22 protein-coding genes are annotated in these 23,860 nt (G+C 63.8%); 8 read left to right on the forward strand and 14 right to left on the reverse strand.

Annotated features, from left to right (window positions below):
* Positions 1-1,200: 1,200 nt before the first annotated feature.
* The gene (locus ABIA90_RS34150; RefSeq protein ID WP_354120488.1) at positions 1,201-2,424 is read left to right on the forward strand and encodes a site-specific integrase; all 1,224 of its coding nucleotides are present in this window, start codon (positions 1,201-1,203) and stop codon (positions 2,422-2,424) included.
* Positions 2,425-2,472: 48 nt separating this feature from the next.
* Here ABIA90_RS34150 and ABIA90_RS34155 read toward each other — a convergent pair whose 3' ends face one another.
* Together ABIA90_RS34155 and ABIA90_RS34160 are read right to left on the reverse strand one after the other, a co-directional pair.
* The gene (locus ABIA90_RS34155; RefSeq protein ID WP_354120487.1) at positions 2,473-3,255 is read right to left on the reverse strand and encodes an enoyl-CoA hydratase/isomerase family protein; all 783 of its coding nucleotides are present in this window, start codon (positions 3,253-3,255) and stop codon (positions 2,473-2,475) included.
* Positions 3,256-3,384: 129 nt separating this feature from the next.
* On the reverse strand, positions 3,385-5,475 hold the full coding sequence (locus ABIA90_RS34160; protein ID WP_354120486.1) for a molybdopterin oxidoreductase family protein: 2,091 nt from the start codon (positions 5,473-5,475) through the stop codon (positions 3,385-3,387).
* A 234-nt stretch (positions 5,476-5,709) separates the two neighbouring features.
* On the opposite strand from ABIA90_RS34160, the gene ABIA90_RS34165 reads away from it, so the two are divergent.
* Genes ABIA90_RS34165 through ABIA90_RS34180 form a run of 4 tightly spaced genes read left to right on the forward strand, consistent with a single transcriptional unit; the run spans position 5,710 to position 9,991 of the window.
* The gene (locus ABIA90_RS34165) at positions 5,710-6,681 is read left to right on the forward strand and encodes a tripartite tricarboxylate transporter substrate binding protein (protein ID WP_354120485.1); all 972 of its coding nucleotides are present in this window, start codon (positions 5,710-5,712) and stop codon (positions 6,679-6,681) included.
* A gap of 15 nt (positions 6,682-6,696) precedes the next feature.
* Positions 6,697-7,167, forward strand: a complete 471-nt coding sequence (locus ABIA90_RS34170; RefSeq protein ID WP_071911875.1) for a (2Fe-2S)-binding protein — start codon at positions 6,697-6,699, stop codon at positions 7,165-7,167.
* A 2-nt stretch (positions 7,168-7,169) separates the two neighbouring features.
* Positions 7,170-9,296, forward strand: a complete 2,127-nt coding sequence (locus ABIA90_RS34175; RefSeq protein WP_354120502.1) for a xanthine dehydrogenase family protein molybdopterin-binding subunit — start codon at positions 7,170-7,172, stop codon at positions 9,294-9,296.
* A complete protein-coding gene (locus ABIA90_RS34180) occupies positions 9,293-9,991 on the forward strand; it encodes a molybdate ABC transporter substrate-binding protein (protein ID WP_354120484.1) in 699 nt (232 codons plus the stop codon). Before ABIA90_RS34175 ends, ABIA90_RS34180 begins: the two co-directional genes overlap by 4 nt.
* Before the next feature lie 15 nt (positions 9,992-10,006).
* On the opposite strand, the gene ABIA90_RS34185 is transcribed toward ABIA90_RS34180, so the two are convergent.
* The 5 genes from ABIA90_RS34185 to ABIA90_RS34205 form a co-directional block, all read right to left on the reverse strand.
* Positions 10,007-10,813, reverse strand: a complete 807-nt coding sequence (locus ABIA90_RS34185; protein WP_354120483.1) for an SDR family NAD(P)-dependent oxidoreductase — start codon at positions 10,811-10,813, stop codon at positions 10,007-10,009.
* 22 nt (positions 10,814-10,835) lie between these two features.
* Positions 10,836-12,128 carry a TRAP transporter large permease gene (locus ABIA90_RS34190; RefSeq protein ID WP_354120482.1) on the reverse strand — a complete coding sequence of 431 codons (1,293 nt, stop codon included), beginning with the start codon at positions 12,126-12,128 and terminating at the stop codon, positions 10,836-10,838.
* Entirely contained in the window at positions 12,119-12,667 is a 549-nt protein-coding gene (locus tag ABIA90_RS34195) for a TRAP transporter small permease (RefSeq protein ID WP_014493779.1), read from the reverse strand. The genes ABIA90_RS34190 and ABIA90_RS34195 overlap by 10 nt, the downstream gene beginning before the upstream one ends.
* Before the next feature lie 62 nt (positions 12,668-12,729).
* The gene (locus ABIA90_RS34200) at positions 12,730-13,701 is read right to left on the reverse strand and encodes a TRAP transporter substrate-binding protein (RefSeq protein ID WP_354120481.1); all 972 of its coding nucleotides are present in this window, start codon (positions 13,699-13,701) and stop codon (positions 12,730-12,732) included.
* Positions 13,702-13,722: 21 nt separating this feature from the next.
* On the reverse strand, positions 13,723-13,881 hold the full coding sequence (locus tag ABIA90_RS34205) for a hypothetical protein (protein ID WP_354120480.1): 159 nt from the start codon (positions 13,879-13,881) through the stop codon (positions 13,723-13,725).
* Between the two features lie 429 nt (positions 13,882-14,310).
* Between ABIA90_RS34205 and ABIA90_RS34210 the strand changes: the two genes are divergently transcribed.
* Positions 14,311-15,093, forward strand: a complete 783-nt coding sequence (locus tag ABIA90_RS34210; protein ID WP_354120479.1) for a cyclase family protein — start codon at positions 14,311-14,313, stop codon at positions 15,091-15,093.
* 4 nt (positions 15,094-15,097) lie between these two features.
* Here ABIA90_RS34210 and ABIA90_RS34215 read toward each other — a convergent pair whose 3' ends face one another.
* The 6 genes from ABIA90_RS34215 to ABIA90_RS34240 form a co-directional block, all read right to left on the reverse strand.
* On the reverse strand, positions 15,098-15,826 hold the full coding sequence (locus ABIA90_RS34215; protein ID WP_354120478.1) for a Crp/Fnr family transcriptional regulator: 729 nt from the start codon (positions 15,824-15,826) through the stop codon (positions 15,098-15,100).
* Between the two features lie 282 nt (positions 15,827-16,108).
* On the reverse strand, positions 16,109-16,234 hold the full coding sequence (locus ABIA90_RS34220) for a hypothetical protein (RefSeq protein WP_256461316.1): 126 nt from the start codon (positions 16,232-16,234) through the stop codon (positions 16,109-16,111).
* Positions 16,235-16,317: 83 nt separating this feature from the next.
* Complete coding sequence (locus ABIA90_RS34225; RefSeq protein WP_354120477.1) at positions 16,318-17,031, reverse strand: helix-turn-helix domain-containing protein; 714 nt, start codon at positions 17,029-17,031, stop codon at positions 16,318-16,320.
* A 127-nt stretch (positions 17,032-17,158) separates the two neighbouring features.
* On the reverse strand, positions 17,159-18,262 hold the full coding sequence (locus ABIA90_RS34230; protein ID WP_354120476.1) for an ABC-type transport auxiliary lipoprotein family protein: 1,104 nt from the start codon (positions 18,260-18,262) through the stop codon (positions 17,159-17,161).
* 3 nt (positions 18,263-18,265) lie between these two features.
* On the reverse strand, positions 18,266-19,033 hold the full coding sequence (locus ABIA90_RS34235) for an ABC transporter ATP-binding protein (protein ID WP_354120475.1): 768 nt from the start codon (positions 19,031-19,033) through the stop codon (positions 18,266-18,268).
* A gap of 2 nt (positions 19,034-19,035) precedes the next feature.
* Positions 19,036-20,172, reverse strand: coding sequence for an ABC transporter permease (locus tag ABIA90_RS34240; RefSeq protein ID WP_354120474.1), 1,137 nt, complete (start codon positions 20,170-20,172; stop codon positions 19,036-19,038).
* 175 nt (positions 20,173-20,347) lie between these two features.
* Here ABIA90_RS34240 and ABIA90_RS34245 point away from each other — a divergent pair, with 175 nt between their 5' ends.
* On the forward strand, positions 20,348-20,623 hold the full coding sequence (locus tag ABIA90_RS34245; protein WP_063982095.1) for a hypothetical protein: 276 nt from the start codon (positions 20,348-20,350) through the stop codon (positions 20,621-20,623).
* The gene (locus ABIA90_RS34250) at positions 20,624-21,106 is read left to right on the forward strand and encodes a phage holin family protein (RefSeq protein WP_354120473.1); all 483 of its coding nucleotides are present in this window, start codon (positions 20,624-20,626) and stop codon (positions 21,104-21,106) included.
* Between the two features lie 9 nt (positions 21,107-21,115).
* Here the strand turns inward: ABIA90_RS34250 and ABIA90_RS34255 are convergent, their stop codons facing one another.
* A complete protein-coding gene (locus ABIA90_RS34255) occupies positions 21,116-23,809 on the reverse strand; it encodes a bifunctional acetate--CoA ligase family protein/GNAT family N-acetyltransferase (RefSeq protein WP_354120472.1) in 2,694 nt (897 codons plus the stop codon).
* Positions 23,810-23,860 lie beyond the last annotated feature (51 nt).

Consider the following 23,860-nt stretch of genomic DNA (forward strand, 5'->3'; position numbering starts at 1 on the left):
TTCCACGGGCGGCTCCTTCTTTTGAGGTCATCGACGACCCCATCTTGCCACGCAGACCGGCGGAAGGGGGCCGTCCACCCCAACACGAGAGCCCGGTGCGGCGGCCGCCGCACGCGCGCAAGCGACGAATCCGCCAGTCGGAGGACGAAATTTCCTTACGTGCCCTCCTCTGCGTTCCACAGATCCTGATCTGGGGCATGGGAAAATGTTTCGTTAGTTCTTCCCCACCTGCGCTGGCGCCGACTTTGGTCGAAAAATTCGACTTGTAGCTACGGGCCGTTTGTTCACGGCTAGCTACAACCATTTCGGGTCCTATTATGCAGTGAGGTGTTCGGGAATGACCGGATGGGTCGGTAAGAGACCGGCCGAGCACGTGCTCGAATTTGCCCTGCGTCGACAAGAGCCGGTCTGATGCAGCGCGCACATCCAAATTCCGACACCGGACACCCCTCAGACAGATTCAATGCAAGTTCGCCAACGAATCTGTCGGAAAGGCCATTGATGATGCATCTAGAGCAGTTGACTGCCTGCTAGCGGCCCCCTCACGACCGCGAACGGAGATACTATTAGTTCCGCTTTCGGGGATTTCGCCGATCAGAATTGGTTCTCCCCGAGAACTGCACGCTAAAGCCTCCTTTTCGCGCGTTAATCTGGCCTATCCCCGCCAGGGCCGCACTGCGTAGTAGAGCGGAAAATTCTTTGATTGTAAAAGTCCGTTTTATGACCCACCGCGGCTCTCGCTCTACCGATCACGAGTCGAGACCAATCTAGATCTTCCAGATCGGACTTCGTTCTTCTGCAGATTCCGCTCATCTTGCACAAGCCGGGCACCCATTAAGTGAGATCAGACCGCCCAACATCACCGCGCGCCGCGCTGCCTGCCCGCTATCCACCTGCTGGAACCTGGCCCGCGATGATGAGAGCGGACATGGCCGCAGCCTACCTAGATTTTGGGGACACAAACGAACTCGCGCGCGCAATTGGCCGAGGAGACGCACCGCCGCCCGTCAGCTTTCGCGGAACAGGACGGCTGCGGCAGCCAGTTTGGTCGAAGGCAACCATGGACCACTTCGCGGCGCCTGTCGGGACAAGAGATGTTCGAGAACCGAAGGACCTCTTATGCCTCGTATGACGTCAATTTTCGATACGGCACCGAAACTTCCTCGATACTGTCGACGAAAAATATTGGCGAACAATAGGATGGCTTACTATTTTGACCCTCCGACCTGGGCTCGTCGACAGGGCTGCGATTTAAACCCCGAAGCGTTAGGAAGCGATTACGCCAGTGCCGTCGAGCGGGTGGAGAATGTTCTCTTGCCCACGTTCGACAGTTGGCGCTCGCGAGGTTTAAGCGACATGATGCCCGTCTCGCCGGAACCTGGCACGTTCGATTGGCTAGTCGGCATCTTCAAAGCTCACCCGAAGTGGCACGAACTCGACAGCAACACCCAGCGTCAATATGGGAAGAGTCTAGCACTCTTCGCCAATCACGAGTTGAAAGATGGAAGTCGAGTTGGCTCGAAGCAATTGTCCGATTTCACGAAGGGCTTCGTCGACGCAGTTTATTCAAAGCTGCTAGTCGCAACAAAAGTACGCAAGAATGGAGAGGTAATCGTCCGCGAGCGTCGCCGCTATGCAAATGTGGCCATGGCGAGCTGCCGGCGCGCCTGGTTCGTCGGCCAGCGCGCTCAAGAAAAACTGGTACCAGCCAGCAATCCATTTTCACGGATGGGATTAAGATCACGTGCGCCCGGCCAGCCGATACGGCCCACACCAACCGCAACTTGGGATGAACTCGTCGCTTTCAGGGCTGCCGCGAAAAGGCTGGACTATCGCTCGATCGCAACTGCGGCTTTGTTGTCATGGGAGTGGCTGCAGCGAGAGCAGCACGTGTTTGGCGCCTTCGACATGTCGCACTACCGTCCTCGCGAACGGCCAAATAGCGTCAGGATCGTGCATCCAAAGAATGGAGAGGAAGCCTGGTGGCCGCTGATAGACGAAACGAGCGCCCCTCTGTTTCCTGAACTTATGGACGAGCTCGACGAGATTAAAAAGACCTCGCTTCCGGGCCTGGTATTCCGGCGTGACCATGCTCATCGTCGGTCGGCAACCCCGCTTCCATGGATTACCCCACGCAAGGACCTGCGCTATCTGCGCAGCGTGGTAAAGAAGATAATCGCGGAGGCTGGCCTTCGTCAGGAACTTTCCTTTACTTCCTTCCGGCACGGGGGATTCACCGAAGGTGCCGACAGCGATCTTACGGATGCAGAGTTGCGCGCCGCTGGCCGTCATAGATCGAGCCGCCAACTGCCAACCTACGCCAAGCGCACCGGTAAGCAATTGATCAAGGCCACCAAGAAGCGTCGCGAGGAACGGGCAAGATCATTTTTTGTTCGCCTAAACACCGATCATCCCTCGGAATGAAGGTGCATCGGGCGATCGCAGCAGAACGAATGTCACTGAAATGATCGTTTATTTTCCTGTCCACGACGGCTTGCGCTTCTCGCTGAAAGCTTTCAGCCCTTCCTTCGCGTCCTCGGTCATTGCGAGCAGCGCGATCTGGCTTTCGGTGTAGGCGATGCTCTCGTCGAACGACATCGAGGCGATGGCGCGCATGGCATATTTGCCGCGGCGGATCGCAGTCGGGGATTTGTCGACGATGCGGCCGATCAGCCAATCGACCTTGGCGTCGAGCTCGGCCGTGGGCACGACGTAGTTGAGCAGGCCCGCGCCCAGCGCCGCCTTCGCGTCGAACGGCTCGCCGGTGAGCGCCCATTCGTTGACGAGCCGTGGCGGCGCGATACTCCGCAACAGGCTCAAGACCTGCATCGGGAACACGCCGACCTTCACCTCCGGCAGGCCGAAGATGACGTGATCGGCCCCAACCGCCATGTCGGTCATGCAGAGCAGGCCCATGCCGCCGGCCATGCAGACGCCACCAACCCGCGCAATCGCCGGCTTCGTCGCGTTCTGCGACAAACGCAGCAGATCGGCATAGTCGACATTCGGCTTGGAATGATCCATCGCGAACGCCGCGCCGGAATTCTGCAAGTCGGCGCCGGCGCAGAACGCCTTGTCGCCTGCCCCCGTCAGCACGATGACGCGGACGTCCTTGTCGTCATGCGCGTCGCGATAGCCTTTGGTGATGCCGGCGATGACCTCGCCGTTCAGCGCGTTGCGTTTCTCCGGCCGGTTGATAGTGATCCAGAACGCCTGCCCACGCTTTTCGGTGATGATTGCTGTGGTGTCGGTCATGGTACGCTCGCTTCCTTGCTCCCGTTTGCAGCCATTTGCGGCAGCTCGGGCGGCGGGCGCAAGGGCAATCTGCGACGAGGCCTTGCTTTAGCGCCTCGACACAAATGGGCGGGCGAGCGAAGCGTGCGCTCAGGCCGAGACCGTTTTCCTGATCCAGACCTTGTTGTCATGGAATGCAGCTCCCCCGATCGGCGCGATCGTATCGGCTCCAGTCAGCACGTTGATGCCGCGGCCACCGATATGATTCTTGTTCGGGTGAACGGATTCCGCGATCAGCACGCCGCGCCGCACGCCGTCGAACAGCGTTGCGAGCAGCGTGGTCTCGCCGCGGGTGTTGCCGAGCGTCACGGCGTCCCCGTCGGCGATGTCGAGCGCGGCCGCATCCAGCGGATGGATCATCACGCACGCTCTGCCTTCGCGCGCCTGCGAGGACGGCGTCTCGTTGAAGGTGGTGTTGAGGAAGCTGCGCGATGGACTGGTCGCGAGCCGGAACGGATGGGCTTGATCGGTATGCTCGATCACCGCCCAATGGTCCGGCAGCGACGGCATCTTGTCGAAATCGCCCATCGTCTGGCCGAACGGCGGATGCGCCCAATCGGCCCTGAAATGGAATTTCTTGTCGGCATGGGCAAAGCCGTCGAGATAATGCGAGGTCCGGAAGTCCGGTTGCAGGTCGCGCCAGATGTCGGCTTCGAGACCAGCGATATCGCCGTGGTTGCTGAGCTTCAGCGTCGCGTCGATCAATTCGCGCGGCGTCATCTCGAAGCCCGGATGCTTCGCGCCAAGCCGCGGCGCCAGCGCCTGCATGACCTGATGGTTGGAGCGGCATTCGCCGGGCGGGTCGATCAGCTTCGGCCCGACGGAGATGTGCTGGTGGCCGCCGCCGTAATAGAGATCGTCATGCTCCATGAACATGGTCGCCGGCAGCACGATGTCGGCCATCTCGGCCGTCTCGGTCATGAACTGCTCGTGCACCGCCACGAACAGATCCTCGCGCGCAAACCCCTGACGCACCAGCGCCTGCTCCGGTGCCACCGTCATCGGATTGGTGTTCTGGATCAGCATCGCCTTGATCGGCCCCTTGCCGAGCAAGGCTTCGGCGTCGCCGGTAAGAATGCGACCGACCTGCGACTGGTCGAGCGCCCGCGTGGTCTTATCGATCGCGTCGTGGCCCTCGATGAGGGATTCATTGAAATGCCACAGCGCGTAATTGTTGAAGAAGGCGCCACCGCCTTCATACTGCCAGGCGCCGGTCACCGCGGGAACGCAGAGCGCCGCATGCATTTGCGTGGCGCCGTTGCGCGAGCGGGTGAAGCCGTAGCCGAGCCGGAAGAAGGTCCGCTTGGTCTCGCCGACCAGTTTCGCGAAGGCCTCGATCTCAGACACCGGCACGCCGCAGATCGCGGACGCCCACTCCGGCGTGCGCGTCTTCAGATGCGCCTCGAGCTCATCGGGGCAGTCCGTGTACTTGTCCATATAGGCGCGGTCGGCGTAGCCATCGCGGAACAGGACATGCATCACGCCGCACGCGAAGGCGCCATCGGTGCCGGGCCGCAGGATGATCTTGATGTCAGCCTGCTTCATGGTCTCGTTGTCGTAGATGTCGACAGCGGCAATCTTGGCGCCGCGCTCCTTGCGAGCACGGGCAGCATGCGTCATCACGTTGACCTGCGTGTTGACCGGGTTGGTGCCCCAGATCACGACGAGATCGGAGAGCGCCATCTCGCGCGGATCCACGCCGGCAATCTTGCCGGTGCCGATCGCGAACCCGATGCGCCCGACATTGGCGCAGATGGTCTGATAGAAGCGCGAATATTTCTTCACATGCGTGAGGCGATTGAGGCCGTCGCGCATCACCAGCCCCATCGTGCCGGCGTAGTAATAAGGCCAGATCGATTCCGCGCCGTACTCGCGCTCGGCCTGGTTGAAGCGATCCGCGATCTCGTCCAGCGCCTCGTCCCAGGAGATCCGTGCGAACTGCCCGGAGCCCTTCGGCCCGGTGCGGCGCATCGGATACATCAGCCGCTCGGGGTGATGGATGCGCTCGGCGTAACGGGCGACCTTGGCGCAGACGACGCCAGCCGTGTAGGTCTGCTTTTTCGAACCTCGGACGCGGCCAATGCTGCGGCCTTCGATCACCTCGATATCGAGCGCGCAGGCCGAGGGGCAGTCATGCGGACAGGTCGAATGGCGGATTTCGATCTTGGCGTGCTGGTTCATGTCCCAGTTCGTAACATCAAAATAGCAGCCAGCCGAGGGCATTTATCCGGCAATGCCCATGCGATTTGCTCAGATCACGTGCGCTGCCGGTTCCTGCCGCGACCGCGAAGAGCGGCGCGGCCACACCGAAAACGGCCCGATATTCCCGGCTTGATCGGCTTTGTGAGCCGTCGACAGTCCGCATCTCCTGCCGCTACATTGCCAGGCAACAAGAACGACAACAGGGAGGTGGGCATGACGGCCCGAAGATTGATACTGGCGCTCGCCGGTCTACTCGGTGCATTCGCCGCGGCCCCCTCATTCGCACAGGATTACCCGACCCACGCCGTCCGGATCGTGGTGCCCTTTGGCGCCGGCGGGCCGGCGGACGTCGCGGCCCGGTTGATCGGCAACGTGCTCCAGGAGAGCTTTGGCCAGCCCTTCGTGGTCGAGAACCGCACCGGCGCGGGCGGCGTCATCGGCACGGTCGAAGCGGCGAAGTCGCCGGCCGACGGCTACACGCTGCTGATGATGTCCAACACCCAGACCGCGAATGAATCGCTATTGACGCCGGACAAGCGCAAATACGAGCTGATGCGCGACCTCGCGCCGATCGCGCCGGTGAACTACTCCGACCTCGTCATCGTGGTGAACCCGCAGGTTCCGGCGAAGACGCTGCAGGAGTTCATCGCGCTCGCCAAATCGCAGCCGGGCAAGCTGAACTACGCCTCCTCCGGCCAGGGCACGCCCTATCACATGGCCGGCGAGCTGTTCAAAGCCATGGCCGGCATCGACGTGGTCCACGTGCCCTACCGCAACAGCGGCGAGGCGCGCAGCGGCGTGATCGGTGGACAGGTGCAGATGATGATCGACGCCGTGCCGGCGATGGCGCCGAATATCAGCGAGAACCAGGTCCGCGCGCTCGCGACCACCGGCAAGGAGCGCTCGGCCGTGCTGCCGAACGTGCCGACCGCGGGCGAAGCCGGCGTAGCAGGCTATGAGGCGACGATCTGGCTTGGCCTAATGGCCCCGGCCGGCACGCCGAAGCCTGTCATCGACAAGCTCAATGCCGCCGTGAACGCAATGGTGAAGCGACCGGACACCGTAAAGCTCTGGACCGAGCAGGGCGCCGTACCCATGTCCATGACGCCGGAGGAATTCGAGAAATTCCTTCGGGGCGATATTGAGAAGTGGGCCGATGTCGTCAAGAAGTTCGACAAGTCCTGAGGCCGTAGAGCGATCATGCCGACCATTCAATTTCAGCTCAACGGCGCGGCGATGGCCGTGGAGGCCGATCCCGACCAAACGCTGCTCGATGTGCTGCGCAGCCGGCTCGGCGTCACCGGTCCACATTTCGGCTGCGGAGCCGGTGAGTGCGGGGCCTGTCACGTCATGGTCGATGGCCGCGCGATGGCCTCCTGCGACATGCCGATGTGGTCGGTGGCGGACAAGGACGTCGTCACGGTGGAAGGCCTCGGCACGGCCGAGCAGCCGCATCCGCTGCAACGCGCCTTCGTCTCCGAGCAGGCGATGCAATGCGGCTACTGCGTCTCGGGGATCCTCATCAGCGCGGCGGCGCTGCTGAAGCGCAATCCCTCGCCGACGGAGACTGAGGTCAGAGCCGCGCTCGATCGCAATCTGTGCCGCTGCGGATCGCATAATCGCATGGTCCGCGCCGTGCTGCGCGCGGCAGCGGAGACGGCGACGTCATGAGCATGCCGTCCCCCGTCCCGAAACTGCCGGTCAGCCTCGCGGCCAATCCAAAGCTGTCGTCCTGGGTACGGTTCAGCGGCGAAGGCGGTGTCGCAATTTCGCCCGGCAAAGTCGAGATCGGCCAGGGCATCGTCACGGCGCTGGCGCAGATCGCCGCGGACGAGCTCGACGTCGATATCGGCAGGATCGAGCTGATCCGCGCCTCGACGGCGGCCAGCCCGAACGAGGGTGTCACCTCGGGCAGCCTCTCGGTCCAGCAATCCGGCCGCGCGCTGCGACAGGTCTGCGCCGAGGTCCGCCATCGCTTCCTCGCAGCCGCATCGGAGCGTCTCGGCGTCGATGCGGCGCTGCTCGATGTCGATGACGGCACAATCTCGGGTCCCGGCAATGTCAGGACCAGCTATTGGGAGCTGGCTGGCGACGTCTCGCTCGACCGCGACGCCACCGCGGGCGCCGTGGCGAAGCCTGCTGCCACACGTGGTGTCGCCGGACATTCGGTCCAGCGGGTCGACATTCCCGACAAGGTGTTTGCGCGACCGCGCTTCATTCACGATCGCGCACTGCCGGACCTGGCACACGGCCGCGTGCTGCGGCCTAACATCTCGGGTGCCAGGCTGATCGCGCTCGACGAGACGGCGGCGCGCGCCGTTCCCGGCCTCGTCGCGATCGTCCGCGACGGCGGCTTTGCCGGTGTGCTTGCCGATAGCGAGGCTGCGGCGGAAGCCGCACTGAAAGCCTTGCGCAAGGGCGCAACCTGGTCGGCCGGCGAGCCGTTGCCCGACGAAGACGATCTCGCGGGCTTTCTGAAGAGCCAGCCGGTCGAAACCACCGTCATCGACGCCAGAGCAGCGGCAACGACGAAGAGAGCTGCGCGCACCCTTCGCCGGCAATACACCCGTCCCTACATCGCACATGCCTCGATCGCGCCGTCCTGCGCCATGGCGCGATGGGACGGCGATCGTATCCATGTCTGGACACACAGCCAGGGCGTCTATCTGCTGCGCGCCGATCTTGCGATCGTGCTCGAGCTGCCGGCCGAAAACATCGTCGTCGAGCATATGGAGGGGGCCGGCTGCTACGGGCACAATGCGGCCGACGACGTCGCGCTCGACGCCGTGTTGCTGGCGAAGGCCGCCGGCGGCCGCCCGGTGCGGGTGCAGTGGTCGCGCCATGACGAGATGTCTCATGCGCCGTTTGGCGCAGCGATGGCCATCGAGATCGAGGCCGACCTCGATGCAGACAGCGAGATCGTCGGCTGGCGCCATGCGATCTGGAGCAACGGTCACGCCGCCCGGCCGGGACGCGCGGCGCAGCCGGCGCTGCTTGCGGCGACCGAGATCGCGAACCCCTACCCGCGCATGATCTCGACGAATCCACCGGCCGCCAATGGCGGGGGCGGCGACCGCAACTCCGTTCCACTCTACGACCTCCCGGCCTGGACCATCACGAGCCACCGGCTGCTGACGATGCCGGTGCGCACGTCGGCGCTGCGGACCCTGGGCGGGCAAGGCAATGTGTTCGCGATCGAATCCATACTCGACGAGATCGCGGTCCTGCGCGGCGAGGACCCGATCGCATTCCGCCTGCGTTATCTCCGCGACGAGCGCGCCTGCGACGTCATTCGCGCCGCGGCACGCCGCGCGCAGTGGAAACCGCAAAAACAGTCTGGCATCGGCCACGGCGTCGGCTTCGCCCGCTACAAGAACACGGGCGCCTATTGCGCCGCGATCGCGGAGATCGAAGGCACCGACGACATCCGTGTCCGGCGGTTGACGCTTGCGGTCGACGTCGGCGAGACCATCAATCCGGACGGCGTCATCAACCAGATCGAGGGCGGTGCGATCCAGGCCACGAGCTGGGTGCTGAAGGAACGCGTCCGCTTCGACCGGACGCACATTACATCAACGTCCTGGACGGACTATCCGATCCTGACCTTCAGCGAGGTGCCGGCGGTGGATGTCGAGATCATCCAGCGGCCGGAGATCGAGCCGGTCGGCGCCGGCGAGGCCGCGCACGGTCCCGTGACGGCGGCGATCGCCAATGCGGTCTTCGACTGCCTCGGGGTGCGCGTGCGCGACCTGCCGATCACGCGCGACAGGATCATTGCAGCCATGGAGCTTGCATCGTGACGACAGTGACCATTTTGAGCGGCGGCGCGGCGCAAGGCCTGGTGCGCGGCCTCAGCGAGCCCTTCAAGACGCAGACCGGATTCGGCATCGATGGCGAGTTCGGTGCGGTTGGTCTCATGGCCGACAAGCTGCGCGCCAGCACGCCGGCGGATCTCGTGATCCTGACGCAGGCGCTCCTTGCGAAGCTCGCCGCGGAGAAGCTCGTCGTCCCCTCCTCGATCGCAGATATCGGCCGGGTCGAGACTGCGCTGGCGGTCCGTAACCGCGATCCGAAAGTCACGGTGAAGACTGAGGCCGATCTCCGTGAGGTGCTGCGATCCGCGGATGCCATCTACGTTCCGGACACCAAAGCCTCGACCGCGGGACAGCATGTCGCAAAAGTGCTGGATCAGCTCGGCATCGCCTATGAGGTCGCATCGCGTCTCAAGATCTTTCCGAACGGAGCGACCGCGATGCGGGAGCTTGCGTCGTCCACCGCAACTCGGCCGATCGGATGCACGCAGGCGACCGAGATCATCGCGACCGACGGCATCGCGCTGTCAGGATCGCTGCCGCCGGGCTGCGAGCTCGTGACGATGTACACGGCCGGCGTGACCGCGCGGGCCGCACATCCGAGGGAGGCGGCCGCGCTGATCGCGCTGCTGACCGGCGCAGACCGGAAGGAGCTGCGCCGGAGCATGGGCTTTACCGGCTAGGTGCCGACGGCCGCCCTATTTGTGCAACTGGGTGAGACCGGTCGGCGGCCCGTCGACCGCGGTCCAGCCGCCGTCGACGAACAGCGTGCTGCCGCTGACATAGCTCGCGGCATCCGAAGCGAGATAGGCGACCGCCGTCGCGACCTCGTCGGCGCTGCTCCAGCGGTTGAACACGGTATGGCCGGCATAGAGATTGTAGATGTCGGGCCGCTGCTTGAACGGGCCGGTCAGCGCGGTCTCGGCAATGCTCGGGGCGATCGCATTGACCCGCACGCCGGAGCGGCCGACCTCGGAGGCAAAGCCCTTCACCAGCAGGCCAATGGCCGCCTTGGTCGAGCCATAGACGCCAAGGCCCGGCTCGATGGTCACCGCGCGCACCGAGGAGCAGGCGATGATGCTGCCGCCCTTCTGCTCGACCATGATGCGGCCGAAGGCCTGGAAGAACCAGACGGTGCCCTTGATGTTGAGGTTGAGGACGCGGTCGAGATCCTCCTCGGTGTAGTCGAGGATGGTCTTGCGGATGTTGAGCCCGGGCGTCGTCACGGCGATGTCGAGCCGCGCAAATTTCTGCATCACGATCTTGGCCAGCGCATTGACGTCCGCAGCGCTCGCGGCGTCGCAGCTGGCTGCTTCCGCCCAGCCGCCCTTGTCGCGAATTCCGGCTGCCGTCGCCTCGGCGGCGTCAAGCGCACGATCTGCGCAAACGACGCGGGCGCCGAGCCCGGCCAGCGCCTCGGCCGACGATTTGCCGATGCCCGAGGCGGCGCCGAGCACCACGGCGGTCTTGCCGGTGAGATCGAAGAGCTTGCGATAGTCAATCACGAACGGATTCTCCCTGTTGCTGCTATCCCTTGTAGCCCATCAGCAGACGGGGCAGCCACAGCGAGAACGCGGGGACGTAGGTCACGAACATCAGAGCTGCGATCAGGGCAGTATAGAACGGCAGGATGGTACGCATCACCGCCCCCACCGAGATTCCGCCGATGGCGCAACCGACGAATTGCGTCGTTCCGACCGGCGGGGTGTTCAGCCCCAGCGCGCAGTTGATCAGCATCAGCATGCCGAACTGCACCGGATCCATGCCCGCCTTCATCGCGATCGGCAGGAAGATCGGGGTGCAGATCAGGATAGTCGCCGCCATGTCCATGAACGTGCCGAGCACGAACAGGATGACGTTGATGAGCAGGAAGATGACCCAGGGTTGCGAGGACACCTTGCTCATCAAGTCGCCGGCGAAGTCGGCCACCTCGTAAAGTCCCATCAGGTACTGGAACATGGTGGAGACGCCGATCAGCAGCAGCACCACGCCCGTCGTCTTCACGGCCTTGGCTGCAGCCCGCAGGAAGTTCGGCAAGGTCATGGTGCGGTAGATGAAGAACGTCAGCAGGATCGTGTAAGTGACCGCGACGGCGGCGGATTCAGTTGCCGTGAAGACGCCGGACAGGATGCCCGCCAGGATGATGCCGACGATCAGCAGGCCGGGCAGCGCGGCCGCGAACGAGCGGAAAACCTCGGCCCAGCCCGGGAACTTGCCGGCCGGATAGCCGCGCTTCACCGCGACCGCGTAGGCGGCAACCAGCATGCACACCATTAGCACGATCGCCGGCAGAAGTCCGGCGGCGATCAGCGCGCCGATCGAGACCTTGCCGCCCGCGGCGAGCGCATAGATGATCATGTTGTGGCTGGTGGGCATGAGCGCGCCCACCAGCGAAGCGTGGGTGGTGACGTTGACCGCGTAGTCGGTGTCGAACCCCTCTTTCTTCATCATCGGGATCATCACCGCGCCCATCGCCGACACGTCGGCCACGGGCGAGCCGGAGACGCCGCCGAACAGCGTGCAGGCGACCACGTTCGACATGCCGAGCCCGCCGCGGATGTGTCCGACGAGGTTCTTGGCAAGCTGCACGATCTTGTCGGCGACCCCGCCATGCAGCATCAGCTCACCGCTGAAGACGAAGAACGGGATGGCGAGGAAGGAGAAGATGTTCATCCCCGACATCATCTGCTGAAAGATGACGGCGACCGGCAGGCCTTCGTAGAGGATGGTGCAAATCGCCGAGAGGCCGATCGCGAAGGCGACGGGTACGCCGAGGATCAGGAAGCCGAAGAAGGTTGCGCCGAGAATGATCAGTTCCATGAGGGGACGACCTCTTCGCCGCGCAGGAGCGCAATGATGTGCTCGATTGAAAAGGAGACGATCAGGACGCCGGAGGCGATCAGCGGGACGTAGCGGATGACCTCGGGGAGCCCGAGATTGGGGATCTTCACGGTTCCGACCGACGCTCCGAGGATCCAGCCGTTGTAGGCCATCGCAATGCCGAACACGGCCACCAGAACGTGGATCACGAGCTCGATCTTCTCTCGCAGATGATCCGGAAGCATCACCAGCAAACTGTCCATGCCGATGTGTCCGGCGTCGCGAACGCCGACGGCGGCGCCGATCAGCGTGACATACAGGATCAGGACCAGCGCAAGGTTCTCCGTCCAGGTCGGGCTGGAATTGAGCACGTAACGTCCGAACACCTGGTAGAACACGATGGTGACGATGACGAGCAGGCCGGTCACGGACAGATACATGCCGAGGCGAGCAACGACGGCATTGATCCGCGACAGCAAGCCGGTCGACGGTCGGCCGGTTACCTCCTGCTCGTGGCTTGCGACATGTGGGTCTGTCATCGGCGTCTCCTTGCGAGGGTCCGGTGCCGCCTCGCGGCGACGCCGGCCCCGACGCTGTGGCCCTACTTCGTGTCCTGGATCCGCTTGACGAGGCCCTTCAGCTTTTCGTCACCTGCGAACTTGTCGTACACCGGCTTCATCGCGTCGACGAATTCCGCCTTGTTGGCGATCGTTACGACCTGCACGCCGGCCGCCTCGACGGTCTTGCGGGAGGCCTGCTCACGCTCGTCCCAGAGCTTGCGCATGACGGGCACCGATTCCTTGGCCGCCTTGCGGACCATCGCCTGATCCTCCTTGCTCAACGTGTCCCAGACCGTCTTGGACATCACGAGAACTTCCGGCGCGAGCGAGTGCTCGGTGACGTTGTAGAACTTGGCGGCCTCGAAGTGACGCGAGGATTCGTAGGACGGCCAGTTGTTCTCGGCGGCGTCCACGAGGCCGGTCTTGAGCGCGGTATAGACCTCGCCATACGGCATCGGTGTCGGGTTGGCGCCGAGGCTCTGGATCATGCCGACCCAGAGGTCGGACTGCTGGACGCGGATCTTCAGGCCCTTGAGGTCGGCGAGCGATTTGACCGGCGCCTTGACGGTGTAAATGGACCGGGCGCCGCTGTCGTAATAGGCAAGGCCGATCAGGCCCGCGGGCGCCATGGACGCCAGGATTTCGTCGCCGATCGGACCATCGAGAACCGTGCGCATGTGCTGCGTGTCCCGGAACACGAAGGGCAGGCACAACGCGATGGTCTCGGGCACGAAGTTGTTCAACGGCGATGCGTTGATCCGCATCATGTCGAGGGCGCCGATCTTCAGCTGCTCGATGGTGTCCTTCTCGGAGCCCAGGGCTCCGTTGGGAAACACCTTCACGCCGAGCTTGCCGCCGCTCGCCGTCGCGAGCTGCTTGCCCATGAACCTGACGGCCTCGACGGTCGGATAATCGGCGGGGTGGATGTCGGCCGAACGGAAATCGCGTGCGGTCGCCAGCGGCGCTGAGACCGCCAGTACGGCGGCTGCGATGATGCCGGTAAGTGTCTTCATCTGGGCTTCCTCCTGAGTTGATTATGTCGTCGTTGGGCCGATGCTGCAGGCCGCCTTGGGTCGCTCCACTTCAGGTGTAAAGTCAAGCGTTACAAGCGCACCACCTTGGTAGGATTGCGCGGCGGAGTCGAGCGGATTTGACTGGTGGATGATCACGGCGAGGAAAGGTGCGAGCTTCATCGCGCCCTCTCCGGCGGGGACTTGCGCGGCAGGTGCCGGCTTCCCTTTAATCCCGCCTCGCCGTCGGCCAATGCCGGACGCGAGGTGACGATGCTCGTCATATCCATGGACGTTCCTCCGGTTTTAGAATCGACCGCTATTGGTTGCGGCTTGGAGGTGCAGACGTGACGGTCGCCCCATCCTTGTGCGATGCGCGCTGATCAGCGCGATGTCGCCAACGTCGTCCCTAGGGCGGGCGGCATTCTGAGTCCAAGCCAAATCCGGCATCGATCAATGCTGGAGTTGCATCGATCGATCATGCATCACTTCGACGGCGCGATCGGCGAATGCCCCCGTTTTTCCGAAATCGCCTGCACCGGGGCGTTACTTGACGCCACAGGTAGAGCCCGCCCAAGATGCGCCGAAACGGAACATCGCGAGGAAATGCCCATGCCGCGGAAGCTGATCGATATTTCCGTACCGCTCGGAAACGACGTGACGGCCGATCCGCCGGGCAATCACCCGACGATCCAGTATATTGATCACCAGCAGGGCCTGCCCCGCATGCTGCAGTTCTTCGACGGCCTCAAGGCGGAGGATTTGCCGGATGGCCAGGGCTGGGCGGTCGAGCAGGTCTCGCTGTCCACCCACAACGGCACGCATCTCGACGCGCCCTGGCACTTCCACCCGATCATGAATCGCGGCGAGCGGTCATGGACGATCGACGAGGTGCCGCTCGAATGGTGCCTGCAGCCCGGCGTGAAGCTCGACTTCCGCCACCTGGCCGATGGGTACGTGGTGACTGCCGACGACGTCGAGAAGGAGCTGAAACGGATCGGGCACACGCTGTCGCCGCTGGAGATCGTGGTCGTCAACACCAGCGCCGGCGCCAAATTCGGCCAGGCCGATTACGTCAACTCCGGCTGCGGCATGGGCTATGAGGCCACCATGTACCTGCTTGAACGCGGTGTGCGGCTGACCGGCACCGACGGCTGGAGCTGGGACGCGCCGTTCGTCTACACCGCGAAGAAATATGCCGAAACAAAAGATGCCGGCCTGATCTGGGAAGGTCACAAGGCGGGACGACACATCGGCTATTGCCATCTCGAGAAACTGCACAATCTCGACAAGCTGCCGTCGACCGGATTCACGGTCTCATGCTTCCCGGTGAAGATCGAGCGAGCGTCCGCAGGGTGGACCCGAGCGGTCGCCATCGTCGACAATCAGGTCTGAGGCCTCACTCGCCGTCGAGGCCGCTCTCGGCGAGGTCGTGCAGCGCATCGGTATCCAGCACGACGATGGCGCCGTGCTCGAGACGAACCCAGTTGCGGCCGGCCCAGGCGCGCAATTGCTTGTTGATGCTCTCGCGCGTCATCCCCACCATCTCGCTGATCTCCTGCTGCGTGATGGCGAGCGTGCCGCTGCCAGAGTCGAACTTGCGCTCTTCGGTGAGACCGAGCAGCGCGCTCGCAAGCCGGCCCGGCAGATCTTGCAGGATCACCTGTTCGACCTGCTGGCTGGTCCAGCGCAGGCGCGCGCAGAGCAGCTCGATGAACTTCATCGCCAGCGCCGGCTGGCTCTTCACGAACGGCAGGAAGTCGCGACGGTCGATGATGTAGAGTTCGCAATTGGTGTTGGCAGTCGCGTCGGCCGAGCGCGGCGCGCCATCGAGAACCGCGATCTCGCCAAAGATTTCTCCAGGACCGATCAGATTGAGAATAGCGTTCCTTCCATCCGGCGACGAAGAGGAAATCTTCACTGTTCCCGTGATCACCGCGAACAGGTTGTTGCCGGGATCGCCCTTGGCGGCGATCGTCGCTCCGCGCTTCACCGTGGTGTGCTTGGCGTAGCGGCAGAGCTGATCGAGCGCATCCGGCTCCAGATCCGCGAAGATCGGGTGCTTGCGCAGGACCGATAATTTGTTGCCCGCAGCTTGTCGGGGGTCGCCGGTCTTGTCCTGAGGCACGCCGCTGGGCTCCTAAGACTGCGAGGCACTGGAGTTCCTGCGTAGTCAACGTTAGCAGGCTTTTCAACCGGAAAGCATATGCACGGTTTGAGCCAAATACGGCGAAAATGCCGCGGTCGGGCGCCAAGGCGGCATCCGGGGGATGAGCCAATGTGTCCCGGTCGATGCAGAGTTGCAGCTATCGCGCGCACCATTGCGTTGAGGCGCTGCCGAACGGCCGCGAGCTGGCCGTGGAAGCCTCCGCGGCAAGCACGGTAAAACGCGATTGTGATCTCAGGACCGTCAGTGCTTGGCGTCCGAATCGGGGCGACCTGCGCTGGTTTGCCGGTCTGCCCATGCCAAAGCCCCGGCGAATGTGACAAAAACGACCACGACAGCGATCGTCACCAGCAGCGCGTCAGTCGGCATGATGCCCTCCCCTGTTATTTGGGGCATTATTGGCGGCGCACGACCGCCGTCATTGATTGGGATCAAAATTGGCGAGCGCCGGATCAGGCCGCAGCTAAGGCCTCGACCTTCGCCGGATCGAGCAGGCTGATGCCGCCTTGAACGATCTCGATCACCCCATGTCGCTCCAGCTTGGTGAAGGTGCGACTGACGGTTTCGATGGTCAGGCCGAGATAATCGGCGATATCCTGACGACTCATCGGCAGCTGAACCGTGTCCGACGCCCCCTTTAGCGAAAATAGCCGCTCGCGCCAGGCAAGCAGAAACGTCGCGACTTTCTCGTCCGCCGATCGGCGGCCGAGCAGGACCATGTGGTCGCGCGCCTGGCTCAACTCGCGAATCGCCAGCTCGTTGATCCGCCTGAGGAGATGCGGCCGGCTCTCGACGAAGCGGCCGAAGGACGCCTTCGCGAACTGGCACACTGTGACGCCACCGATCGCATCGGCCGAAAAATTGTGACGGCCGGAAATATTCATCCCCAGGAAATCGCCTGGTAACGCAAATCCCACGATCTGCCGCCGACCGTCGGGCAATAGCTTGTAGAGCCGCATGACGCCGTCGAGGAGATTGTAGAACGAGGTCGTGCTGTCCTCCTCGGAGAAGACGGTCTCGCCCCCGTCAAAGAGGACGCGGCGCCCCAGATGCTCGAATTCCCTGAACTCGGCCGGGTCCAGCGACGAGCACACCGCGAAGTCACGGACCGCACAATCGCTACAGAAATGCCCATTCGGCTCGATCGTCACCACGGAAGCCTTCATCTACCGCTCCAAGCACCGGCTGCCCCGCATCAGGCCGAGCCCACCGCGCGGGCTGCATTTTACTGCACTGCGCCAAAGCCGATTGACCCAGATCAATTTTGGCGGGCATGGCCGTCTTGTGCTGTTGCTAGACCGCCTGCACCGTCCAGCCGATCAGCTCCTTTGCAATGCGGGCGAAAGCTGTGTCGAACGCTGCGACCGCTGCGGCCGGCTCGACCTTGTCAAGCTTCTCGCTGGTCTCGACGAGGCGCGACGCGACCACCTTGCCGTTCTTGTCGACGATGCGTGCCGACAGTCCGATCTCGACCCGAGCCTCGCCTTCCGTGGCGATCCGGAAGCGCCTGATGTCGATCAGGAGCTGGTAGTCCGCCTGCCCGAGATCGCTCGTGCGCAAGGGCGCGTGGGCGATGTCGTAATTCTCAAAACTGTCGATCAGCCGCGCCTGCACCAGCTTCGGAATGCTGTCGGCCCAGAGGAATTCGGCAAAGCCCGGATTATCCCCGCTGGGTGCAAACAACATGCGCTGGGTCTGGAGCATCGCGACCGCGGTCGGCTCGGGAATCGCCAGCGACGCCGAAAGCGTCTTGCCGGCCGGCGCAAGATTCTGCGGCGTGCGCAGGTCATAGGTGATCTTCTGAGCCGGCGTCCCGCCGCCGGTCATCTTTTCCAGGCCTGCCAGAATACCGTCGATCTTGCCGGTGTTGCGCGCGAGCCCGTCGGAGAATGTCTTGAGGTTCGCGATGGTGTCTTTCAGCGGACCGGAATTGTCCTCCAGCACGGTATCGACTCGTCGCAGCGCATCGCGCGCAGCCTGCGTCATGCTCTGGCCTGCACCGGCCTCGGCGATCAGGGTCACGGGCCCGCCGGCCTTGGCAACGATCATGCCACCCTCCAGCGTCACCACCGGCACGCCGGTCAGCCCCTGGAAATCGAGCCCGACCTTGGTGTCGGTACGCACGGGTGTCGTCGAGGCAACCGAGATCGTCGCATTGACGAAGCGCGGATTATCCGGCGCGAGGCCGATCTGCGTCACCTCGCCGACCCGGATGCCGTTGAACAGCACACCGGCACCGACCAGCAGACCCGGCACCGGACCCTGGAATTGCACATGATAGTTCGCGCGCGGCCCGATGCCGCCCGTGTTGTTCAGCCAATAGACGAAGCCGAACACCGCAAGGATAGCGGCCAGCACGAAGCCGCCGATCAGCACGTAGGGAGCCCGGGTTTCCATGTCTCATCTCATCTCGTGTTGCAGCATCTGCGAGCGCTTGCCGTGGAAATAGGCGCGCACCCAGGGATGCTCGGATTGCAGCAAATCGCGCATCGGACCGATCGCCACGATCTTGCCGTCGGCGAGCGCGGCGACGCGGTCGCAGACCGTGGTGAGGCTCGCAAGATCATGGGTGACCATGAACACGGTGAGGCCGAGGGTCTTCTGCAGCGTCCCGATCAGCGCGTCAAAATCGCCGGCGGCGATCGGGTCGAGACCGGAGGTCGGCTCGTCCAGGAACAGGATCGGCGGATCGAGCGCGAGTGCGCGGGCCAGCGCCACGCGTTTGGTCATGCCGCCCGAGAGCTCGGACGGATATTTGTCAGCGTCCTGCGCTCGCAACCCGACCATCTCGAGCTTGGCAATCGCCATCTCGTCCATCAGCTCCTGCGACAGCACGAGATTTTCGCGGAGCGGAAACTGCACGTTTTGACGAACCGTCAGCGAGGAGAACAGCGCACCCTGCTGGAACAAAATGCCCCACGTCGTGGCCGCGCCTTCGGTGCGGCCACCGATCGGCCGTCCCATGACCTCGATGCTCCCACCCTGGCGCGGGATGAGGCCAATGATAGTGCGCATCAAGACCGACTTGCCGCCGCCGGACGCGCCGACGAGCCCGAGGATCTCGCCTCGGCGGACGTCGAGCGACAGATGGTCGAGCACGGTCTGGCGGCCGAAGCCGACCACGAGGTCGCGAACGCGGATCGCGAATACCTCTTGCGATTCGTCCATCGTCACATTCCGATCGAAGCGAAGAAGATCGCGAACAGGCCGTCGAGCACGATCACCAGGAAGATCGACTTCACCACCGACGTGGTCGTCTGCCGCCCGAGCGATTCCGCGCTGCCCTTCACGCGCAATCCTTCGCTACAGGCGACGATCCCAATCACCAGAGCCATGAAGGGCGCCTTCAGGATGCCGACCTCGAAATGGGTGACGGAGATGGCCTCATGCAGCCGCGCGATGTAGATCGCCGGTGCCATGCCGCCGTAGAATTGTGCGACCAGTCCTCCGCCATAGAGCGCCGCAACCGCCCCAATGAACGCGAGGATCGGCAGCGCGATGACGAGGGCTGCTACTCGCGGCAATATCAGGACATGGACGGGATCGAGGCCCATGGTCGAGAGCGCGTCGATCTCCTCGCGCATCTTCATCGAGCCGAGCTCGGCCGTGTACGCGCTCCCCGATCGGCCGGCGACCATGATGGCGACGATCAGCACACCCAGCTCGCGCAGCACCAGGATGCCGACCATGTCGACAGTGTAGGACTCCGCACCGAACCTGCGGAAATGAAAGAACCCCTGCTGGGCGATGATGGCACCGATCAGGAAGGTAATGAGAACGACAATCGGAATGGCCTGCCAGCCGATCCGGTAGAGCTGATAGACAAGCGATGTCAGCCGCAGCGAGCGTGGCCGGCGCAGCACGCCGATCACGGCGATGAACAATGCACCCAGCATTTGAAGAAAGATCGTGACGTCTTCGCGCGCGCCAACCGTGGATTTGCCGAGATCGCCGAGCCTGAGCAGGACCGGGTTTGGCGCGGCCGCAGCCGCCGGGGTGTGGCGGTTGACCTGACGCACCTCGTCCATCAGGCCGCTGAAATGATCGGCAACGCCCACGAATTCGGCCGATCTGCCGGAAGATGCGGCCCTGCGCGACAACTTCTCCAGGACCCAGGCTCCGAGCGTGTCGAGCGCGCTGACGCCGGACATGTCCAGCGTCACGGCACTGGATCGATCGACATCCGCTCCAACCGATCGGGACAGCGTTTCGAGCGCCGACACATTGGCTGCCGTCCACGGCCCTTCCGGGCGCAATTTCAGCACATCGCCGGAGGGCGTTGCCAGCAACAGCGGTTCGGAGTTCACGCTTCCACCTCATCGGGACAATTGGTCCCCATTCAGCCGCCACTTCTAGGCCAGCATGTGGCGGCCGGGTTGACCTGTCTCAACACCAGGGCCACGCGCCATCCCTTGACGCAAATCAAGGGCGCCGGGTCGCCGGGCCCTAGGGTTGTTTCCATTCAAGGGAGTTCTCAAATCCATGTTCAACAGCGACAGGATGAGCGAAGAACTGCGAGCGCTGAAGGTTGACGTCACGCGTCTGCTGAGCACCGCAGGCGAAGAGATGTTCGACAGCTCGAAAGACCGGGCCGAGGCTCTGGCCGATCAGATCAAGGCTGCGCTTGCCGAGCTCGGAGAAACCGTCAGCGACGAGCAGGAGCAGCTGCAGCGCCTCATTGCGGAGCGCCCGGTCACATCGCTCGCCTCCGCTTTCGCACTCGGCGTCGTCGTCGGCGTCATGCTGAGGAGACACTAGGTGAACACGGAGAATATCGTTAGACATCTGCGCGTGCTGTGGCGCACCGACAGGATCATCGCGGACATCAGGCTGCGCCATCTGCTGATCGGTCTCGGTCTGCGGGCCTTCGCGGCGCTGATCGCCTCATTCGGGCTCCTGATGCTGGAGCTGTCGGCCTATTTCGCGCTGGTCCAGATCTGGAGCGCAATTGCGGCGGCTGCCATCCTCGGCACCGTCAATTTCGCCATCGCGGCGGTTCTCTTCGTCGTTGCCGGCCGTCCTCCATCCGGCCGCGACATCGAGCTCGCCAATGAAATTCACGGCGCATCCATCGAAGCCTTGCAGCTCGAGGCGCGGGCGCTCCAGGCCCAGGTGTCAGGCGCGGTCCATCACCCGCTCAGCACGATTGTGCCGGTGCTGGTGCCGCTGATCGCGATCATCGTCAAGAGTCTGCGGAAAACGGCCACGGAATCCGCCGCATCGCGCGAAGCGCACTCGTGATCGGAACACTCAGAGCTTGAGCCTGACGTCACAGAGGTCGGGCTCAGTCGAATCCGGCTTCACGTCGAAGCCGAGCTGGCGGCACATCTCAAGCATTGTGGTGTTCTCCCTGAGAACATCGCCCGAGATGGTCTTCAGCCCCTCCGACCTCGCATAGTCGATGATCAACTGCATCAACGCCCATCCGAGCCCCCTGCCCTTGAGGTCGGAGCGCAGCAGGATCGCATATTCGCCGCTCTCATAGACCGAGTCCGAATGGAGCCGGACCACGCCGACCATCTCGTTGGTGGCTTCGTCGAATGCGATGAAGGCCATTGCGCGCGCATAGTCGAGCTGGGTCAGGCGCGCGATGAACTCGTGGGTGAACTCCTTCATCGGGGCGAAGAAGCGCAGGCGGAGGTCGTGCGCCGTGACGTGACGCAGGAATTCGTGGATGGTCGGCTCGTCCTCCGGACGCAAGGGCCGTACGAAGATGCGCCAGTCATCCTTGAGCGCCAGGCGGCGCTCCCACTGCGACGGATAGGCCCGGACGGCGAAATTGGCCGGGCCGGAGCCGGCGAATTTGCGCTGCGGCGGCCCCACCGCGACGCGGGCGTCGACCGCGGTCACGCCGGTCTCGTCCGCAAGCAGTGGGTTGATGTCGAATTCACGGATCTCGGGAAGGTCGGCGGCCATCTGGGCGAGCTTGACCAACACCATCGCGACGGCGTCCGGCTCGACCGCGGGTACGTCGCGATAGGCCTGCAGCAGCCGTGATACGCGCGTGCGGCCGATCAGGTCGCGGGCGAGTTGCAGATCGAGCGGCGGAAGCGCCAGTGCCTTGTCGTTGATGATCTCGACCGCCGTCCCGCCCCGGCCGAAGACGACAACGGTGCCAAAGGTGGGATCGTCGGCAAGACCCAGGATCAGCTCGCGCGCCTTCGCCTTGACGACCATCGCCTGCACGATGACGCCCTCGATGCGGGCTTCGGGACGGACCTTCCTCGCGCGCGCGAGAATGTCGGTGGCAGCTGCGCGCACGGCCTCCGGCGTGGTCAGATTGAGGACGACGCCGCCGACGTCCGACTTGTGGACGATGTCGCGCGACATGATCTTCAGCACGACTGTGGCGCCCTTCGCGAACATCTCGCTGGCGTAGGCGACGGCCTGCTCGACATCGGTCGCAGCACGGGTCGGTACCATCGCGATGTCATAGGCTCCGAGCAGGTGCTTGATCTCGATGGGCTCGAGCCATTTGCGGCCGTCCGCGATCGCAGCGGCGACGATCTGCCTGGCAGCTCGGGCGTCAGGCACGAACGTGTCGGGCATCGCGGGAGGAACCTGGCTCAGCTCCTCTACGACCTCGCGATGCCTCACGAGATGCATGAAGCCGCGCACCGCATCATCTTCGGTCGGATAATTCGGAATGCCCGCGCCGGAGAGCGCCTGAACGATGTTCTGATCAGCTCCAACCCAAGCCGCCAGCACGGGCTTCGCCCATCGACGCTGCTTCTCGCGATATTTGCCGACGAGCTCGGTCACGGTCGCGGCGATGTCGGCCGCCGGGGCGATCGCGGTCTGCACGTTGAGGACGAGGACGGCATCATTATCAGGATCTGCGAGCAGCACCTCCAGCGCCGCCGCGTAGCGCGATGCATCGGCATCACCGACGATGTCGACGGGATTTGCACCGGACCAGGTCGGCGGCAGCACTGCATCGAGCCTCTTGCGCGTCTCAGCCGAGATGGACGCCGGGATTCCACCAAGGTCCACCAACCGATCCACGGCCAGGACACCGATGCCGCCGCCATTGGTGAGGATGGCGAGACGCTTTCCCGCCGGCGGTTCGACGCGACCGAGCGTCTCGGCGCAATCGAACAGCTCGCGCAGATCGGAGACCCGCAGGACGCCCGCACGGCGGAACGCGGCGTCATAGACGGCGTCGGCGCCGGCGAGCGCGCCGGTATGGGTTGCCGCCGCTTTGGCACCCTGCGCCATGCGGCCGGACTTCACCACGACGACCGGCTTGACGCGCGCCGCGGCCCGTGCCGCCGACATGAACTTGCGCGCGTCCTTGATGGATTCGATATAAAGCAGGATCGCGCGGGTCTTGGGATCCATCGCGAAATGATCGAGCAGGTCGGCAATATCGACATCGATCTGATCGCCGATCGTGACAATGCCGGAGAACCCGACGCCGCGCTGCGCAGCCCAATCCACCATTCCGGCCGCGATCGCGCCGGATTGCGAGATCAGCGCGAGGTTGCCCGCCCCCGGCATGTGCGCGGCAAAGCTTGCATTGAGGCTGACGCCCGGCATCATGATGCCGAGGCAGTTCGGCCCAATCAGCCGCATGCCGTATTTGCGTGCCGCAGCGATCGCGGCCTCGTGCAGGGATCCCGGTCCGTGACCGAGGCCCGCCGAGACGATCAGCGCGCCGGCCGAGCCGCGACGTCCGGCCTGGTCAATGATGCCGGGAACCTCTCGCGCCGGCGCGGTGATGACCACGAGCTCGGGCACGAAGTCCAGCCTGTCCAGACTGCCCACCGCAGCGATGCCGCCGATCTCGGCATGGCGCGGATTGACGAGGCCGAACCGACCCTTGAACTCGGCTTTGTGAATGTTCTCGAGAACGGCGCGTCCGACCGAGACCGGGCGGGCGCTCGCGCCAACGAGCGCAACCGAACGCGGCGACAGCAAATTCTTCAAGCGATAGGTTGACATGAAAGCATATGCGCCCGGTCGGTGGCGGTTCCGATGGTTGACGATCGGCCG

This window comes from Bradyrhizobium sp. LA6.8 (genome assembly GCF_040547935.1).
Taxonomy (GTDB): Bacteria; Pseudomonadota; Alphaproteobacteria; order Rhizobiales; family Xanthobacteraceae; genus Bradyrhizobium; species Bradyrhizobium barranii.

Bases quoted from the DNA above. Each gene is read 5' to 3' on its own strand.
- ABIA90_RS34205 (WP_354120480.1), bottom strand. From the start codon at position 13,881: ATGAAGCTCGCACCTTTCCTCGCCGTGATCATCCACCAGTCAAATCCG.
- ABIA90_RS34165 (WP_354120485.1), top strand. From the start codon at position 5,710: ATGACGGCCCGAAGATTGATACTGGCGCTCGCCGGTCTACTCGGTGCA.
- ABIA90_RS34230 (WP_354120476.1), bottom strand. From the start codon at position 18,262: ATGGAAACCCGGGCTCCCTACGTGCTGATCGGCGGCTTCGTGCTGGCC.
- ABIA90_RS34255 (WP_354120472.1), bottom strand. From the start codon at position 23,809: ATGTCAACCTATCGCTTGAAGAATTTGCTGTCGCCGCGTTCGGTTGCG.
- ABIA90_RS34190 (WP_354120482.1), bottom strand. From the start codon at position 12,128: ATGGAACTGATCATTCTCGGCGCAACCTTCTTCGGCTTCCTGATCCTC.
- ABIA90_RS34225 (WP_354120477.1), bottom strand. From the start codon at position 17,031: ATGAAGGCTTCCGTGGTGACGATCGAGCCGAATGGGCATTTCTGTAGC.
- ABIA90_RS34155 (WP_354120487.1), bottom strand. From the start codon at position 3,255: ATGACCGACACCACAGCAATCATCACCGAAAAGCGTGGGCAGGCGTTC.
- ABIA90_RS34245 (WP_063982095.1), top strand. From the start codon at position 20,348: ATGTTCAACAGCGACAGGATGAGCGAAGAACTGCGAGCGCTGAAGGTT.
- ABIA90_RS34150 (WP_354120488.1), top strand. From the start codon at position 1,201: ATGGCTTACTATTTTGACCCTCCGACCTGGGCTCGTCGACAGGGCTGC.
- ABIA90_RS34195 (WP_014493779.1), bottom strand. From the start codon at position 12,667: ATGACAGACCCACATGTCGCAAGCCACGAGCAGGAGGTAACCGGCCGA.
- ABIA90_RS34210 (WP_354120479.1), top strand. From the start codon at position 14,311: ATGCCGCGGAAGCTGATCGATATTTCCGTACCGCTCGGAAACGACGTG.
- ABIA90_RS34235 (WP_354120475.1), bottom strand. From the start codon at position 19,033: ATGGACGAATCGCAAGAGGTATTCGCGATCCGCGTTCGCGACCTCGTG.
- ABIA90_RS34160 (WP_354120486.1), bottom strand. From the start codon at position 5,475: ATGAACCAGCACGCCAAGATCGAAATCCGCCATTCGACCTGTCCGCAT.
- ABIA90_RS34200 (WP_354120481.1), bottom strand. From the start codon at position 13,701: ATGAAGACACTTACCGGCATCATCGCAGCCGCCGTACTGGCGGTCTCA.
- ABIA90_RS34170 (WP_071911875.1), top strand. From the start codon at position 6,697: ATGCCGACCATTCAATTTCAGCTCAACGGCGCGGCGATGGCCGTGGAG.
- ABIA90_RS34175 (WP_354120502.1), top strand. From the start codon at position 7,170: ATGCCGTCCCCCGTCCCGAAACTGCCGGTCAGCCTCGCGGCCAATCCA.
- ABIA90_RS34220 (WP_256461316.1), bottom strand. From the start codon at position 16,234: ATGCCGACTGACGCGCTGCTGGTGACGATCGCTGTCGTGGTCGTTTTT.